Source organism: Pantoea sp. y20 (assembly GCF_054903455.1).
In genome coordinates this window covers 2,418,365-2,434,586 of the sequence record NZ_CM142816.1, presented here as the reverse complement: position 1 = coordinate 2,434,586, position 16,222 = coordinate 2,418,365, and the positions used below count along the sequence as shown (strand labels likewise).

General features: G+C 59.1%; 10 protein-coding genes. 6 read left to right on the top strand and 4 right to left on the bottom strand.

Annotated elements, in window-relative coordinates; all coding sequences use genetic code 11:
- Positions 1–13 precede the first annotated feature (13 nt).
- The 4 genes from tagF to ACYAC5_RS11395 all read right to left on the bottom strand — a co-directional run bounded on the left by tagF (position 14) and on the right by ACYAC5_RS11395 (position 4,633).
- Positions 14–712: a type VI secretion system-associated protein TagF gene (tagF, locus tag ACYAC5_RS11410; RefSeq protein ID WP_110866339.1), complete on the bottom strand. Its 699-nt coding sequence runs from the start codon at positions 710–712 to the stop codon at positions 14–16.
- 13 nt (positions 713–725) lie between these two features.
- Complete coding sequence (gene tssM / locus ACYAC5_RS11405) at positions 726–2,840, bottom strand: type VI secretion system membrane subunit TssM (RefSeq protein ID WP_462062971.1); 2,115 nt, start codon at positions 2,838–2,840, stop codon at positions 726–728.
- On the bottom strand, positions 2,840–4,054 hold the full coding sequence (icmH, locus tag ACYAC5_RS11400; protein ID WP_101764124.1) for a type IVB secretion system protein IcmH/DotU: 1,215 nt from the start codon (positions 4,052–4,054) through the stop codon (positions 2,840–2,842). The genes tssM and icmH overlap by 1 nt, the downstream gene beginning before the upstream one ends.
- An 84-nt stretch (positions 4,055–4,138) precedes the next feature.
- On the bottom strand, positions 4,139–4,633 hold the full coding sequence (locus tag ACYAC5_RS11395; RefSeq protein ID WP_192234148.1) for an SH3 domain-containing protein: 495 nt from the start codon (positions 4,631–4,633) through the stop codon (positions 4,139–4,141).
- A 484-nt stretch (positions 4,634–5,117) separates the two neighbouring features.
- On the opposite strand from ACYAC5_RS11395, the gene ACYAC5_RS11390 reads away from it, so the two are divergent.
- The 6 genes from ACYAC5_RS11390 to ACYAC5_RS11365 all read left to right on the top strand — a co-directional run bounded on the left by ACYAC5_RS11390 (position 5,118) and on the right by ACYAC5_RS11365 (position 16,217).
- Positions 5,118–6,338: a nitrate- and nitrite sensing domain-containing protein gene (locus tag ACYAC5_RS11390; protein WP_462061773.1), complete on the top strand. Its 1,221-nt coding sequence runs from the start codon at positions 5,118–5,120 to the stop codon at positions 6,336–6,338.
- A 264-nt stretch (positions 6,339–6,602) separates the two neighbouring features.
- Positions 6,603–7,856: a CmpA/NrtA family ABC transporter substrate-binding protein gene (locus ACYAC5_RS11385; protein ID WP_277974927.1), complete on the top strand. Its 1,254-nt coding sequence runs from the start codon at positions 6,603–6,605 to the stop codon at positions 7,854–7,856.
- A gap of 11 nt (positions 7,857–7,867) precedes the next feature.
- Positions 7,868–8,740, top strand: a complete 873-nt coding sequence (ntrB, locus tag ACYAC5_RS11380) for a nitrate ABC transporter permease (RefSeq protein ID WP_101764127.1) — start codon at positions 7,868–7,870, stop codon at positions 8,738–8,740.
- A 10-nt stretch (positions 8,741–8,750) separates the two neighbouring features.
- Complete coding sequence (locus ACYAC5_RS11375; RefSeq protein WP_101764128.1) at positions 8,751–9,539, top strand: ABC transporter ATP-binding protein; 789 nt, start codon at positions 8,751–8,753, stop codon at positions 9,537–9,539.
- Positions 9,540–9,549: 10 nt separating this feature from the next.
- Positions 9,550–13,617, top strand: a complete 4,068-nt coding sequence (nirB, locus tag ACYAC5_RS11370) for a nitrite reductase large subunit NirB (RefSeq protein WP_462061772.1) — start codon at positions 9,550–9,552, stop codon at positions 13,615–13,617.
- Positions 13,614–16,217 (top strand): nitrate reductase, encoded by a 2,604-nt coding sequence (locus tag ACYAC5_RS11365; RefSeq protein WP_462061770.1) that lies wholly within the window; start codon positions 13,614–13,616, stop codon positions 16,215–16,217. Before nirB ends, ACYAC5_RS11365 begins: the two co-directional genes overlap by 4 nt.
- Positions 16,218–16,222 lie beyond the last annotated feature (5 nt).

The window sequence follows — 16,222 nt, the reverse complement described above, 5'->3', positions numbered from 1 at the left end:
CAAACGCCACGGCCTATTCAAACATCGGTGGATAGAGGCCGTTGCGGCCCGGCTGTGCACCAGACGCCGGGTTAAACAATAATGAAAAAAGTTGCGCAGTCAGCGGGCCACTGTGTTTATGGGTGGCATGGCTAAAACCGTCACTGCGATTACTCCACCAGTAGCTCATGTGCTGCTGCGGATCGAATCTGTCAGCCACTTCACGCCAGCTCAGCGTGCAGGGTAAATCATCAAAACCAATCACATCCATGATGTCGCTGCGCTGCGTATCCGGCACCAGCAGCGGTGACAGGCGCTGCATCTGCTGCTCCAGCGCATCGGGATTGAGCCGATCGCGCACCGCGTGCAGCAGCAACGCGCCCAGTTCCTGGAACCAGTCACCGGACATCGCCAGCTGCGCGCTGTGCCAGTGGCTCAGCGGGAAGCTGCGCAGCGCCAATAGCGGCCAGCTGCGGCCCACGCGATCGCAAGACGGCAGCAGGCAGCCCATCTGCACCTGCTGACGCAGCGGCGAAAGCGGTAACACAAAATTCCACACCGGCGCACGTAAAAACTGTGCGGTGCTGGCATCGGCTTGCTGATGCCAGTGCAGTAATCCTTGCTGAAACCAGTGGCTCCACGGCGTCACGGTATTTTCGCTCAGACGCTGGCGCAAAAAATCGCCGGTGGCCGGTAACTTGCCGTACCAGCCCGGCGCAGTGTGTGTCGGCATGATTACCTCACCATTACTCACTGTGTCTGGTCAATCGCTGCGAAACAACGTGCGGCGCAATCGCCAGCGTGTTGCTGCTGTCACCGGCATTTTTCAGATTCTCCGCAAGCTTGCGCATCATCAACGCATTGTCACGTGCATACGGCGAAGACTGAATTTGCTGATCCAGCAGCTGGCTCAGATGCCAGTCGAGCTGCTGCAAATCGCGCGCGCTGACATCATCCGGCAGCGTGCGCTGCAGGTTTTGCATCAGCCAGCCACGCAGGAACTCGCCGTCATAATTGCGCGGCTGATAGAGCATCTGATAGGCCCGCAACGCATTGCGACTGTACTCGTTATCGGTGCCCGGATCGTCACGCAGCAAATTGGTGATCTGCTGCGCCACGCGCGGCAGCAGTAAAGACTTAAGCGCATTTTGATAAAGCGCCCAAGCCGCATCGCTGACCTGGTTGCCGCGATACAGCCCAACGCGCATGGTAAGCGGTGGATTGTCGAGGGAAAAACGCTCGGAGAGCGGCAGTTTCACCAGGTTATTTAAGAAGGGTAGCAGATCAAAAATATTATCGGCGGGCTGATGGATCACCTGCTGACTCTGCGTGGTGATCGGCGCGAGGCGTTCGGCAACCTGGTCCAGATAACGCTGATTCTGAATATAGCTGGTGAGCCACAAACAGGAGAGCAGCAGCAGCGCGCCGGTCAGCACGCCATAACCGATCCAGTGGAACAGGCGGTTGCGGTATTCCCAATGGCGATTGCTGCCCGCCAGGCCGCTTTCGCGGAACACTAAATCGCTCAGCAAATCGCGGATAAAGAAACTCTGTCCTTTGTTGCCGGGGATCGGACTGCTGCGATCGACGCTATTCCACGCCGCGAGGCTGCTTTCGCCGGTATGCGGCAGCTGCAGCTTGCGGTTCAGCTCGCCCATGATGCGGTCAAACGGTAAACCTTCCTGCGTGCCGCTGGTGAAGAACAGGCCGCGCGCCGACCAGGCGATCGGCTCCTGATGGCTGGAAAACACCACATCGAGATACTCATTCAGCAGCGGACGCAGCGAACTGAACTCTTGCGGGAACAGGAAGCTGTCGGCGCGCTGGGTGAGATCGCGCTCGCCAGCCATGACGTCGGCCAGCTGCTGCTGTAAACGCTGTTCTAAGTGCTGATATTGCTGGCTGAAGCTGCGGTGCCAGTCGTCTTTATGCGGTTTGCCCGGTTCCCACGGGAAAGTGAAGCCCCAAATCGCATCGCGCTGCGGCTTGCTGAGCGTGCCGTAAAAACTCATAAACCCTTTCAGCAGGTCGGTTTTGGTCACCATCACATACACCGGGAAGTGAATGCCGGTGTGCTGATGCAGCTCCGCCATGCGTTCACGTAGCGCGCTGGCCTGCGCATGGCGCGCTTCGGCTGAATCGGTCAGCAGATCGGAGACGCTGATGGTCATGATCACGCCGTTGATCGGCTGACGGGTGCGATAGCGCTTTAGCAGATTGATAAAACTGTGCCACTCCGCGCCATCGCGCGCGCGTTGGCTCTCCTGCAACGCGTAACGTCCGGCGGTATCGATCAGCACCGCGCTGTCGGTGAACCACCAATCGCAGTGGCGCGTGCCGCCCACGCCGCGAATTGCCGCTTTGCCGAGGCTGTCAGTGAGCGGGAATTGCAGGCCAGCGTTGAGTAGTGCGGTAGTTTTACCGGCGCCCGGCGCGCCAATCATCACGTACCACGGCAGCTGATAAAGGTAGTGACTTTGAAAACGTGCCAGCCAGCTCTGCTGATGACGACGACCAAACTGGGTGCGCTTTAAACGCAGCGCTGCTTCACTAAAGCGCTGCGCCAGCAGGGTTTCGGTGGCCTGACGATCGGATAACTCTTCCTGGCTCATCTGCTGCAGACGGTTGAGCAACTTGCTATTAAACCAGCCGCGCCACAGTGCAGGAATAAACTGGAACAGCAGCCAGAGCAGATAGAGCAGACCCACCACTAACTGGCGCGGCAATACCGGCTCGAGCGGGCGCGTATCGCCCCAGCTCCACAGCGGTCCGAGCATCCACAGCACGCAGCTCAATGCCGTGACGCCAATCAGGCTCCACAGCAGGCGATGGGTTAACAGATGTTGCAGTGATGCGCGCATCATTGGCCTCCCTGATGATTGCCGAGGGTTTCCGGTGTCACAAACAGGGTGATTTCCACCCGACGATTGCGGGCGCGGTTTTCATTACTGTCGTTCGGCAGCAGCGGATTGCTGTCGCCGCGACCTTCCGCTTTCACGCTGTGACCTTCCGCGAGCTGCGGATTAAGCAGCTGCATGATGGCGCGTGCGCGCGCAGAGGAGAATTCGTAGCTGGAGGCGAAACGGCCATCGACCGGGCTGTTATCGGTATACACCGACACCAACACCGTGCCTTTAACGGTTTTCATTGCGCTGGCGACATGCGCCAGCAGCGCCCGTCCCACCTGATTCACCACCGTGCCGTCGCTGGAGAACAGTTTGTCAGCGGGGATGATCACTTTGCTGCCGAACGCGCCGTCGCTCACTTCCAGCTGTCCGGCGGCAATCACATCATTCAGACGTTGATGCAGATCGAGCAGCGCTTGAGGGGAAGTAGGGCGACGTCCTGGCGTGATTTGTGGCAGCGGGGTTTGATAGATGGTGCGCAGCAGCGGTTCGGCGGCGTTGCCGAGCCGCCAGTTCAGCCCGCTGTAAATCAGGCTCGCCACCAGCGTGGCCAGGGTAACGCAGGCCCAAAGCGGCACCATCGGACGCGTCAGGGTGCTGACCAGCGGATGCACTTCCACCAGCGGCACCGCCGGATTGGCGCTCGCCGGGCGATGTTCCGTAATGAGTTGTGCCAGGCGTTTGCGGATGGCTTCACACTGCGCGCGGCCGCTGTCACTGCCGCGATAACGGCCTTCATAACCGAGCAGCAGGCAATAGTGGATCAGTTCCAGCAGCCACAGATGCTGCTGCGGGCTTTGCGATACGCGCGACAACAGCTGGAACACTTTCTCACCGCCCCAGCTTTCATTGTGAAAAGTGACCAGCATGCCGTTGCCGGACCACACGCCGCGCGTGCCCCACGGCGTTTGCGCTGCGGCTTCATCCAGCACGCTGCACAGGCAGTAGCGCGCGCCGATAATCATCTCAAAAGGTAAGCCCGCTTGTTTACAGCGTTGTTCGAATTGGCGGATCTCTTCGATCAGTAACTGGCGCAATCCGGCAGGATCGTCATGTGTCGCGGCCTGCCGTATACGTACCACGGCATTCAGGATGGGTGCTGCGGCATTAAGCAAAAGGTTATCATTGCCCGCGACAATGCCATCGCGAGCAAGGGAATCCTGAGTCATTAAATCTTGGTTATCCAGGCAAGGGCGAAAATCACAGCCCGCAGAGCAAGCGCTTCTGCGGGCATTGTGCGCCGGATTGCATTATCAGTCTAAAATCCAGGTCGCGGTATCGTTAGTGCGACAAGCCTTGCTGGCGCCGCCAACGGCCACACAAACCTGTTTGCTGTTGCGGCGGGGGCGCGGACGATCGCTTCGAATGGTCGCGTCGTAACGGCTGCTCTCCACGCCCGCTTTCGGCGGAATATAGCCAATTAACTGGCCGTTAGGCTCATCAGCCACTGCCAGCCAGCTGTGTTCAACACGGCCGAGCACTTCAAACGGTTTGGCGTTATCAAGATAGCGCACTACCTTGCCACCATAATCAGGCGTGGTCATTACCGAGGCAGCATACAGCGCGCGATAACTCTCATTGACCGGCGTGAATTCGCCAGGTGCTGCCACCGCATGACGATGGACCAGTTGGACGCCATTCACTTCACTGGTTACCAGCGTGTCATCTGTAACGGGTGGCGGTGGCGCTTTGCAAGCAGCCAGACTTAATACCGCCAGCAACACAAGCACGAGACTCTTATTCACCATGATCCTCAAATTTCATCAGATTAGCTGCAGAGTAATCTGCGGCACGGGCCGTTAAGGCAGGCAGATTAAGCAGCGAGAAAGCCATCAAAAAAACAGACAGATTACAGAAAGATAGTGCTGAACTAAGTCTACCTAAGACTTTTGAGAATTCAAACCATTGCACCATGAGAAATCCCGTGCTAGCGGGCGAAAAAGCAGCGCAGGCCGATGATATAAAACACATAGTCACGGTGATAGATAAGCTGAGTTAATTTATTCGGTGCAGTTAACGATGCGAGGCAGCGCAACGGCATTTGGTCGCTGTTAGTACCAAACGAAAATGGTAAATAAGATTAATCTATTTGTATGAAGCAAAAAAGATTGCCTTGCGAAACAATTTTCTCAATTTCGGAATTTCCGGGCCCAATTCTGCCACGTTTAAACGCAGCACGGCATGGCTTTTGCTTGACCCTCTGTTTACACCGCTAAACCGCTGGAGAAAGCAATGAATCGGGCTTTGAACTATCTACGTGCTAGCCGCGCCAGCGAGATTGCGAGCCTGCAACGGTTGCTGCGGACCGGCGAACAGATTACCGCCATCAGTGAATTGATCCATGTGCTGCAGCGTGAACGTGGAGCCAGCAATATCTGGCTGTGCTCGGCTGGTCGACTGTTTGGTGAAGAGCTAGCACAGCGCGCTGCGGAGGTAGAACTGCGCGAACAGCGTGCAATGGCGGTGCTGCCGGAAGCAGAGGCGCAGCCCGGCTATAGCCGATTTTGCATGCTGATCGCGACTGCGCTTCAGGCGCTGGACAGTCTGCCGGCGCTGCGTCAGCAAGTATACAGCCGCACCGTGACGCAGGCGCAGGCGATGGATGCGTTTAATCACATCATCTGCACCTTACTCAATCTGGTATTTGAAGCGGCGGATACCGCCAGTGAGCCGGACATCTCGCGTGCGTTAATCGCGCTATTTAGCTTTATGCAAGGCAAAGAGCTGGCCGGACAGGAGCGCGCCACCGGTTCAGCGGGATTCGCTGCCGGTGAATTTACCGAGACGCAACGGCAGCGCATTCAGGTGTTGATCGCTGCGCAGGAGCAAAGCTTTGCGACTTTCAGCCAATTTTCTGATGCGGAAAATCTACAACGCTGGCAGGCGATAGCCGATGCCGGCAGCCAAATTGAGCGGCTAAGACGCATCGCCTGCACCGGCGCACAGTGCGGTGAAAATGGCGTGTTGCAGTGGTTTAGTCTGCTCAGTTCGCGTCTCGATCAGATGAAACAGATTGAAGATACGCTGTGCGCCACGCTGATGAATCGCTGTCAGTGTGCGATTGCGGCTGCCCAGCACAGTGAATCTCCGCCGATAGCCATCGGAGAAGAGGCCAGTTTCTCGCTTTATATCGCGGGTGCCAGCTGGCTGTCAGGCGTTGAAACCACGCTGGACAGCAATGGCCTCGCGCCCCAGCTCGGGCGTTCGGTGCTGGCGTTGATCCGTGAGCAGTCGCAGCGTCTGCAGACGCAGGCCGATGAACTCGCCTCGATGCGCGCGTCACTGGATGAACGCAAAATTATCGATCAGGCGAAAAGCTGGTTGATGCAGCAGCACGGTTTCAGCGAGCAGGATGCGTGGCAGGCGCTGCGTAAGAGCGCCATGAACCAGAACAAACGGGTGCTGGAAATAGCCCTGGCGGTGCTGGCGGTTGCCGCCACGCTCAAGGCATAACTCGAAGGAGGTAGCTGCACAAACCCTGTGCGTAGAGTGCGTCAGCGCAGTGCAAAAACGACGCATCATCAGCGCATTTATAGCGCCAGCCTTGATAAAACGGCCTGATATTTTTGGCACAGGCTTTGCAATACCTTACAGACATTGCGCATTTGTTTCGCCAACGGCGGTGAAGCGAGTGCTTTGGATAAAGGCGTCCGGCCCCATGTTTTTGCGACATGCGGGAGGACGCCTTTTTTTATTCTTTTTTTCAGGATGCGCATGATGAGCAAAACGCGGTTCACATTGTCACGACGTCAATTTCTCCTGGGTAGCGCGGCGGTCGGTGGCAGCTATCTACTGCCGGGATTACGCAATGCGGTATGGGCTGCCGGTTCCGATGCGCCCGAAAAGAGCAACATTCGCGTCGGCTTTATTCCGCTCACCGACTGCGCGCCGGTGGTGATGGCGTCAGTAAAAGGCTTCGATAAAAAATACGGTCTGACGCTGCAACCGAGTAAAGAAGCCAGCTGGGCGGCGGTGCGCGACAAGCTCACCGCTGGCGAATTGGATGCCGCGCACGCGTTGTACGGCATGATTTATGGTCTGCAGTTGGGCATTGCCGGGCCTCAGCATGAGATGGCTAACCTGATGACGCTCAACAACAACGGGCAGGCCATCACCCTGGCGAATCAGCTTAAAGATCAGAAAGTTACTGATGCGGCCAGCCTGCAAAAATTAATCGCCAGCCAAGCCAAAGGCAGCTTTACCTTCGCGCATACCTTCCCAACCAGTACACACGCCATGTGGCTCTATTACTGGCTGGCCAACGCCGGTATCGACCCGTTTGAGGATGTGCGCACCGTGGTGGTCCCGCCACCGCAAATGGTGATGAACATGAAGATGGGCAACATGAGTGGCTTCTGCGTTGGCGAGCCGTGGAACCAGCGTGCTATCAGCGACAACATCGGTTTTACCGCCACCACCACACAGCAAATTTGGCCGGATCATCCGGAAAAAATTCTCGCCACGCGCGCCGCCTGGGTGCAAGAGAACCCCAATACCGCCCGTGCGCTGACCGCCGCAGTGCTGGAAGCCGCGCGCTGGATCGATGCCTCCGACGCTAACCGCAAAGAGACCGCGCAGGTGCTGGCCGGACGCGCGTGGATCAACACCAAAGTGGAAACGCTGGAAGGGCGCATGCTCGGTCAGTACGAAAATGGCCTCGGTCAGCGCTGGCAGGACGCGCACGGTATGCGCTTCTTCCGCGACGGTGAAGTGAGCTTCCCGTGGATTTCCGACGGCATGTGGTTCCTGACGCAGATGAAGCGCTGGGGCATGCTGCAAACCGCGCCTGATTATGCAGCAGTGGCGCGTCAGATCAACCGTATTGATATCTACAAACAGGCCGCCAGCGCGGTGGGCGGCATTAGCGTCCCAGCCGGCGAGATGCGCAGCAGCACACTGTTCGACGGCAAAGTATGGGACGGCAGCAATCCAGCCGCTTATGCCGACAGTTTTGCCCTTAAACGCCGTTAAGTGAGGTCATGATGAAATCTGAAGCACGCTCGCTCAATACCGCGCCGATCGCCGCGCCACCGGCGCAGGTGATTGCACTCAAGGTAACGCCCGCACCGCGTCGGGGTCAACGCTGGCTCCGTCCCCTGCTGCAGCGGCTAATCCCCGCCAGTTGCGGCCTGATTCTGCTGCTGTTTGTCTGGCAACTGGCTTCAATGTCCAGTAAAGGCTTCCCCACGCCATATGCCACCTGGCAAGCCGCCGTCACGCTGTTTGCCGATCCGTTTTACAACAACGGGCCCAACGATCAGGGCATCGGCTGGAACGTGGTCGCCTCGCTGCAGCGGGTGGCAATCGGCTTTGGTCTGGCGGCGCTGGTGGGCGTTCCCGCCGGATTCCTGATTGGCCGTTTTACCTTTATCGCGCACATGCTCAACCCGATCATCGCGTTGCTGCGTCCGGTCAGTCCACTTGCCTGGTTGCCGATTGGCCTGCTGCTGTTCCAGCGCGCTGAACCGGCATCAAGCTGGACCATTTTCATCTGCTCCATCTGGCCGATGGTGATCAACACCGCCGAAGGCGTACAGCGAATTCCGCAGGATTATCTCAATGTGGCGCGCGTGCTGCGGCTCAATGAGTGGACAGTGATGCGCCGCATTCTGTTCCCGGCGGTGCTGCCTGCAGTGTTAACCGGTATGCGTTTATCGATGGGCATCGCATGGCTGGTGATTGTCGCTGCGGAAATGCTAACCGGTGGGCTCGGTATCGGTTTCTGGATTTGGAACGAGTGGAACAACCTCAATGTGGAAAACATCCTGATTGCCATCGTGGTGATTGGCGTGGTCGGTTTACTGCTCGAACAGGCGCTGATGTTACTGGCACGCCGCTTTAGCTGGGAAAAATAAGGAGCCGATGATGAATCCAATTATTCGCGTACAGCAGGTCAGCCAGCGCTTCAATACCGCAGGCGGCGAGTTCCTCGCCCTCGATAACGTCAGTTTTGATATCCACGAAGGTGAAACCCTCAGCCTGATTGGTCACTCCGGCTGCGGAAAGTCCACGCTTCTCAATTTGATAGCCGGGCTGACGCAGCCGAGTAGCGGCGTGTTGCTGTGTGACAACCGCGAAATCAGCGGTCCCGGTCCGGAGCGTGCGGTGGTGTTCCAGAACCATTCGTTGCTGCCGTGGCTGACCGCCTACCAAAACGTGGAGCTGGCGGTGCAGCAAGTGTTCAAAGGAAAAATGAGCAAAAGAGAGATGAGCGAGTGGATCGAACACAACCTCAATCGCGTGCAGATGAGTCACGCGCTGCATAAGCGTCCGTCGGAGATCTCCGGCGGCATGAAGCAGCGTGTCGGGATTGCGCGTGCGCTGGCCATGCAGCCGCGTGTGCTGCTGCTGGATGAACCGTTCGGTGCGCTGGATGCGCTAACGCGCGCTCATCTGCAAGACAGCGTGATGCGCATCCAGCAGGAGCTCAATACCACCATTGTGCTGATTACGCACGATGTCGATGAGGCGGTGTTGCTGTCAGATCGCGTGTTGATGATGACCAACGGCCCCGCCGCGCAGGTCGGTGACATTCTCAACATCGACCTGCCGCGTCCACGTTCACGGGTAGCGTTAGCCGACGAGCCGCGCTATCACCAGCTGCGTCAGCGGATTCTGCATTTCCTGTATGAAAAGCAAACGGCTGTGGCGTAAGGGGACAACCATGTTGCAGCGACTGGTAGTGATCGGGAACGGCATGGCGGCGATGCGCATGGTGGAAATCTTGCTGCAACGTGCACCGGGTCGCTACGCCATCACGGTGATTGGCCGTGAGCCGCACGGCAATTACAACCGGGTGCTGCTGTCGCCGGTGCTGGCGGGCGAAAAAGCCTTCGCTGACACGGTGATCCACGAACCCGCATGGTATGCGGCACATCAGGTGCAGTTGCTGATGGGGGAAGAGGCGCTGCAGGTGGATATCCCTACGCGCACAGTACTAACCGACCAGCGCACCCTGCACTGGGACAAGCTGGTGTTCGCCTGCGGTTCGAGGCCGCGCATGCCGGATCTGCCCGGCATCCATCGCCCACAGGTGCAGGGTTTCCGCACGGTGCGAGACGTGGAGGCCATGCTCGCGCAGCAAGGTCCGGTGGTGCTGCTGGGCGGCGGATTGATTGGCGTGGAAGCCGCAGCGGCGCTGCGTCAGCGTGGACGTGACGTCACGCTGCTGCATCATCGTCCGTGGCTGCTTGATCGCCAGCTGGATGCCAAAGCGGGTGCGCTGTTGCAGCAGCATCTGGCACAGCGCGGTATTCGCTGTCGGCTCGGCGTCACTTTGCAGGCCATTGACGCCGAAAGCGTCACGCTCGGCGATGGGGCGGTTATCGCAGCGGAACAGGTGGTGATCGCCATCGGCGTGCTGCCGGAGATCGCGCTGGCGCAGGCGGCGGGCGTGCCTTGCCAGCGCGGCATTCTGGTTAACCGTCAACTGCAAACCGCGCTTCCGCATGTGTATGCGCTGGGTGAGTGCTGCGAAATCAGCGGCGAAACCTTTGGCTTGATTGCGCCTTGTCTGGCGCAGGCCGCCGTGCTGGCAGCACAACTGGCGGGTGAACCCGTGGCCGACTTTCACTATCAGGAAAACGGTACGCGGCTGAAAGTCAGCGGCATTGAGATGTTCAGTGCGGGCGATATCAGCGAAGGCGACGCCATCAGCAGCTTTGACCCGCTGCACCAGCACTATCGCCGACTGTTTTTGCGCAATGGCGCACTGCGCGGCGTGCTGCTGTTTGGCGACAGCCAGGCGGCAGGCACGCTGCTACCACAACTTCAACAGGCCGCGCAGGTGGGCATTAACGCGCTGTTCGGTCTTGACGACAACACAACGCAGCCAAGCGCTGCAGGAAGCCAGATGATGAGCAAACCTCTTCTCGCCGTGGTTGGACATGGCATGGTCAGCCACCATTTTCTCGAACAGCTGGTGAGTCGTGAACTGCATCAGCACTATCACATCGTGGTATACGGCGACGAGCCGCAGATGGCCTACGATCGCGTGCACCTTACCGAATACTTCAACGGCAAAAGCGCGGACGATTTGTCACTGGTCAGCGATAACTTCTTTCAGCAACACGGCGTCGAACTGCGCAGCGGTTGTGAAGTGGTGGCGATTGACAGTGCAAAACGCAGCCTGCGTGATGCCAGCGGCGCGGAATTGACCTGGGATAAACTGGTGCTGGCGACCGGCTCGGTGCCGTTTGTACCGCCGGTTCCCGGCCACGATCACGCGCGTTGTTTTGTATACCGCACACTGGCCGATCTGGATGCGATTGCTGACTGTGCCCGTAATGCGACGCGCGGGGTGGTGATTGGAGGCGGGCTGCTCGGACTGGAAGCCGCCAACGCATTGAAACAGCTCGGTCTGGAAACCCATGTGGTGGAGTTCGCGCCGCGTCTGATGGCGGTGCAATTGGATGACGGCGGCGCGCAGATGCTGCGCGGCAAAATCAGCGCGCTGGGCGTTCAAGTTCATACCAGCAAGCAAACTGAAGCGATTGAGAGTCTGCCGGATGGCAGCCTGCAGCTGCGTTTTGCCGATGGCAGCCTGCTGGCAACGGACCTGCTGGTATTTTCAGCGGGTATTCGTCCGCGTGATGCACTGGCGCGCGCCGCCGGTCTGCAACTGGGTGAACGCGGCGGCATTCTGATCAACGACGCTTGCGCCACCAGCGCCGCAGATGTCTATGCGATTGGTGAATGCGCGCTGTGGCAAGGGCAAATTTTCGGTTTGGTTGCGCCGGGATATCAAATGGCGCGCGTACTGGCGGCGCAGCTGGCGCAGGAAGAACTGGCGTTCAGCGGTGCCGACATGAGCACGAAACTGAAACTGCTCGGCGTGGAAGTGGCGTCATTTGGCGATGCGCACGGGCGCACCGCTGACAGCCAAAGTTATCAGTGGATCGATAATCCAAAGGGCATCTACAAAAAACTGGTGGTGTGCAAAGATCGCAAAACGCTGCTTGGCGGCGTGCTGGTGGGCGACAGCGCAGATTACGCCAGCCTGCTGCAGATGATGCTGAATCAGTTACCGTTACCAGAAGAGCCGGAAAGCCTGATTTTGCCCCAGTTAGCGGGTGCGCCGGCTAAAGCGCTGGGTGTCGCGGCGTTGCCAGACAGCGCGCAAATCTGCTCGTGCCATAACGTCAGCAAGGCGGACATTTGCGGGGCAGTGCAGGGCGGCTGCGGTGACATGGCGGCGATCAAAAGCTGCACCAAAGCGGCAACCGGCTGCGGTGGGTGTAGCGCATTAGTCAAACAGGTGATGGAGTTCCAGCTCGCCAGTCAGGGCGTGGAAGTGAAGAAGGATATCTGTGAACACTTTGCCTACTCGCGTCAAGAGCTATATCACCTGATCCGCGTCGGCAACATCACCACCTTTGAGCAGCTATTGCAGCTCAACGGACGCGGACAGGGCTGTGAAGTGTGCAAGCCGCTGGTGGGATCATTGCTGGCATCATGCTGGAATGACTACTTACTGAAGCCCGAACATCTGCCGCTGCAGGATACCAACGATCGCTACTTCGCCAACATCCAGAAAGATGGCACCTATTCGGTGGTACCGCGTGTGCCAGCCGGTGAAATTACGCCGCAAGGGCTAATTGCGATTGGTGAAGTAGCCGCTCGTTACGATCTCTACACCAAAATCACCGGCGGTCAGCGCATCGATCTGTTCGGTGCGCGGCTCGATCAGTTACCGGATATCTGGGAACACTTAATCGCGGCGGGTTTTGAAACCGGTCACGCTTATGGCAAATCGCTGCGCACGGTAAAATCCTGCGTGGGGTCAACCTGGTGCCGTTACGGCGTGCAGGATTCTACCGCCTTCGCCATCGCATTAGAGAATCGCTACAAAGGGCTGCGCGCCCCGCACAAAATTAAAATGGCGGTTTCCGGCTGCACGCGTGAATGCGCTGAAGCGCAGAGCAAGGACATTGGCGTAATCGCCACGGAAAAAGGCTGGAACCTGTATGTCTGCGGCAACGGCGGGATGAAACCGCGTCATGCCGATTTGTTCGCCAGCGATCTCGATGATGAAACGCTGCTGCGCTACGTTGACCGCATCTTGATGTTCTATGTGCGCACCGCCGATCGTCTGCAGCGCACCAGCGTGTGGATGGATAACATGGAAGGCGGACTCGACTACCTGCGTCAGGTGGTGATCGAAGATTCACTCGGTATAGCCGTGCAACTGGAGCAGGAGATGCAGCGCGTGGTGGAGCGCTATCAGTGCGAATGGCACAGCACGCTGCAGGATCCTTCGCGTCGCGCCTTGTTTACCGCCACCGTCAACAGCGAGCAGCCTGACGAGACGCTCAACTATGTGCAGGTGCGCGGTCAGCGTCAGCCCGCGACGGCGGACAGCATTCCCGTTACCACGTTGCCGGCAGAACCCTGGAGTGCCATTTGCCTTGTCGACGCTATCCCGCCGTCTGCGGGCATGGGTGCGCGGTTAGGCGGTCAGCGTGTGGCCTTGTTCCGCTTGGGCGAGGCGATTTATGCGCTGGAAGATATTGAGCCCGGCACGCAAGCCAGCGTGCTGTCGCGTGGCATTCTCGGCGACGTAGCGGGCGAGCCGGTGGTGATATCACCGCTCTACAAGCAGCGCGTGCGGCTGCGCGACGGACAAAGTCTCGATAACGCCGAGCATCAGCTGCGCTGCTGGCCGGTGCGCGTGGAGGGCGGCAAAGTGTGGCTCGGGCATCAGCCGATTATTGCGCTGGCGGCGGCCTCATGAAAACCACCTGTCCGTACTGCGGCGTGGGCTGTGGCGTGGAGGTGAAAGCCCTCGATGCGCCGGTGAGCGGCGACCGCCAGCATCCGGCTAATTTCGGTCGGCTGTGCGTCAAAGGTTCAGCGCTGGGCGAGACCCTGATGCATGACGGTCGTTTGCTCTGGCCGCAGATTGATGGTCAGCGCGTCAGTATCGATGCCGCACTGGATCATGTGGCGGCGGGTTTCCGGCGCATCATCGATCAACATGGCCCGCAGGCGGTGGCCTTTTACGGCTCCGGTCAACTGCTAACGGAGGATTATTACACCGCCAATAAGCTGATGAAGGGCTTTATTGGCTCTGCCAACATCGATACCAATTCACGGCTGTGTATGGCTTCGGCGGTGGTGGGTTACAAACGCGCTTTCGGTGCCGATGCGGTGCCGTGCTGCTATGACGATCTTGAACAAGCCGATGTTGTGGTGTTAGTCGGCTCCAACGCGGCATGGGCGCATCCAGTGGCGTGGCAGCGGCTGGTGCAGGCCAAAGCCGAACGCCCTGAGATGCAGCTGGTGGTGATCGATCCGCGTCGTACTGCCAGCTGTGACCTTGCTGATGTTCATCTGGCGCTGCAACCGGGATCTGATAGCGCGCTGTTTGCCGGGCTGCTGAACTGGCTGGCGCACCATGAGGGTATCGATGCCAGTATGTTGCCGCATCTGGCCAATGTGGAAGCGACCTTAGCCGCCTGTGAGGCGTGGGATGTGGCGACGGTCGCCGCTGCCTGCCAGCTGAGTGAGCATGACATTGTGGCATTTTGGCAGCTGTTCGCAGCGCAGCCGCGCGTGCTGACGCTGTGGTGCATGGGCATCAATCAGTCACAAACCGGCAGCGATAACAACAACGCCATCCTCAATGCGCATCTGCTCAGCGGCAAAATCGGCCGTGCGGGCTGCGGACCGTTTTCGCTGACCGGACAGCCCAACGCCATGGGCGGCCGTGAAGTGGGCGGCTTAGCCAATCAGCTGGCGGCGCACATGGGCTTTAGCGCAGCAGAGGTTGATCGTGTTGCGCGCTTTTGGCGGAGCGATCGTGTTGCGCAGCAGCCGGGACTGACGGCAGTTTATCTGTTCAATGCCATCGAACGCGGCGACGTCAAGGCAGTGTGGATCATGGGTACCAATCCTGCCGTTTCGATGCCGGAAGGTAACCGCGTGGCACACGCGCTGGCGAAATGCGAGCTGGTGGTGGTGTCGGAAGTCAGCGCCCACAGCGACACGGCACAATTTGCTGATGTGCTACTGCCGGCGCAGGCATGGGGCGAGAAAAACGGCACCGTGACCAATTCGGAGCGGCGTATCTCACGCCAGCGCAGTTTTATTGCGCCAGCCGGTGAGGCCAAAGCGGATTGGTGGCTGCTGGCGCAGGTGGCGCAGCGACTCGGTTTTGGCGCGGCCTTTGCCTGGCAGCATCCAGGCGAGATTTTCGCCGAGCATGCCGCGCTGTCTGGTTTTGAGAATCGCGGCACGCGCGCCTTTGATATCAGCGCGCTGGCAACCATCACGCGTGAGCAATATGACCAGTTAGCCCCGGTGCAGTGGCCGATCACTGCCGCGTCACCCAACGGCACCGCGCGGCTGTTTGCCGATCGCCGCTTTTACCATGCCGATGGAAAAGCGTGTCTGCTGCCGCCCGCGATACCGGTTAAAACCATCATGACCACTGATTATCCGCTGCTGATGAATACCGGCCGCATCCGAGATCAGTGGCACACCATGACGCGCACCGGCAACGTGCCGCGACTGATGCAGCATTACGATGAACCCTTTGTCGCGCTAAATCCGCTGGATGCGGCGGCGTACGGCTTGAGCCACGGCGATGTGACGCGCGTGCAGTCGGCGCTGGGCTGGTGCAGTGGACGCGTCACCCTCGACAGCGGCCTGCAGCGTGGGCAAATCTTTGTGCCGATGCACTGGACAAGACAGTTCAGCGGGCAGGCCAACGTCGATGGATTAGTCGCGGCCAGCTGTTGTCCCGATTCCGCTCAGCCAGCGTTAAAACAAACGGCGGTGCGCTTGCAACTACTGCGTCCAGCGTGGCAAGGCTGGCTGTGGCTGCCGGACATCATCACGCCGCCTGCACTACTCTACTGGTCGCGAGCCCCACAGCCCGGCGTGCAGCGCTATGTGCTGGCGGGCAGCGCTCATGCTGGCGAATGGCTGATGCAACTGCCGGGCATGTCCGCATTGCAATGGCAGCAGGCGCAGGCGGGACAGCAATTGCACTGGCTTGGCTGGCGCGAGGGCAAGTTGGCATGCGCCTTTTATGCCGCGCCCTGGCTACCAGACATCGATCACCCATTTATCGCGCGGGCCTTCAGCCAGCCGCCCGATTTGCCGCAGCAGCGACATGCGCTGTTGGGCGGGCGACCGGCGCAGGGCGGCAGCCACGGACGTACCCTTTGCAGCTGCTTTGGCGTCGGTGAAGTGGCGATTCGCCGGGCCATCGCTGAGGGCTGTGATTCCCCGGCAGCGCTCGGCGCGGTGTTGAAATGCGGCACCAACTGTGGCTCCTGTATCCCGGAGCTCAAACAACTGCTCTCATCTCTGCGCGTGGCGCAGTAACGGAA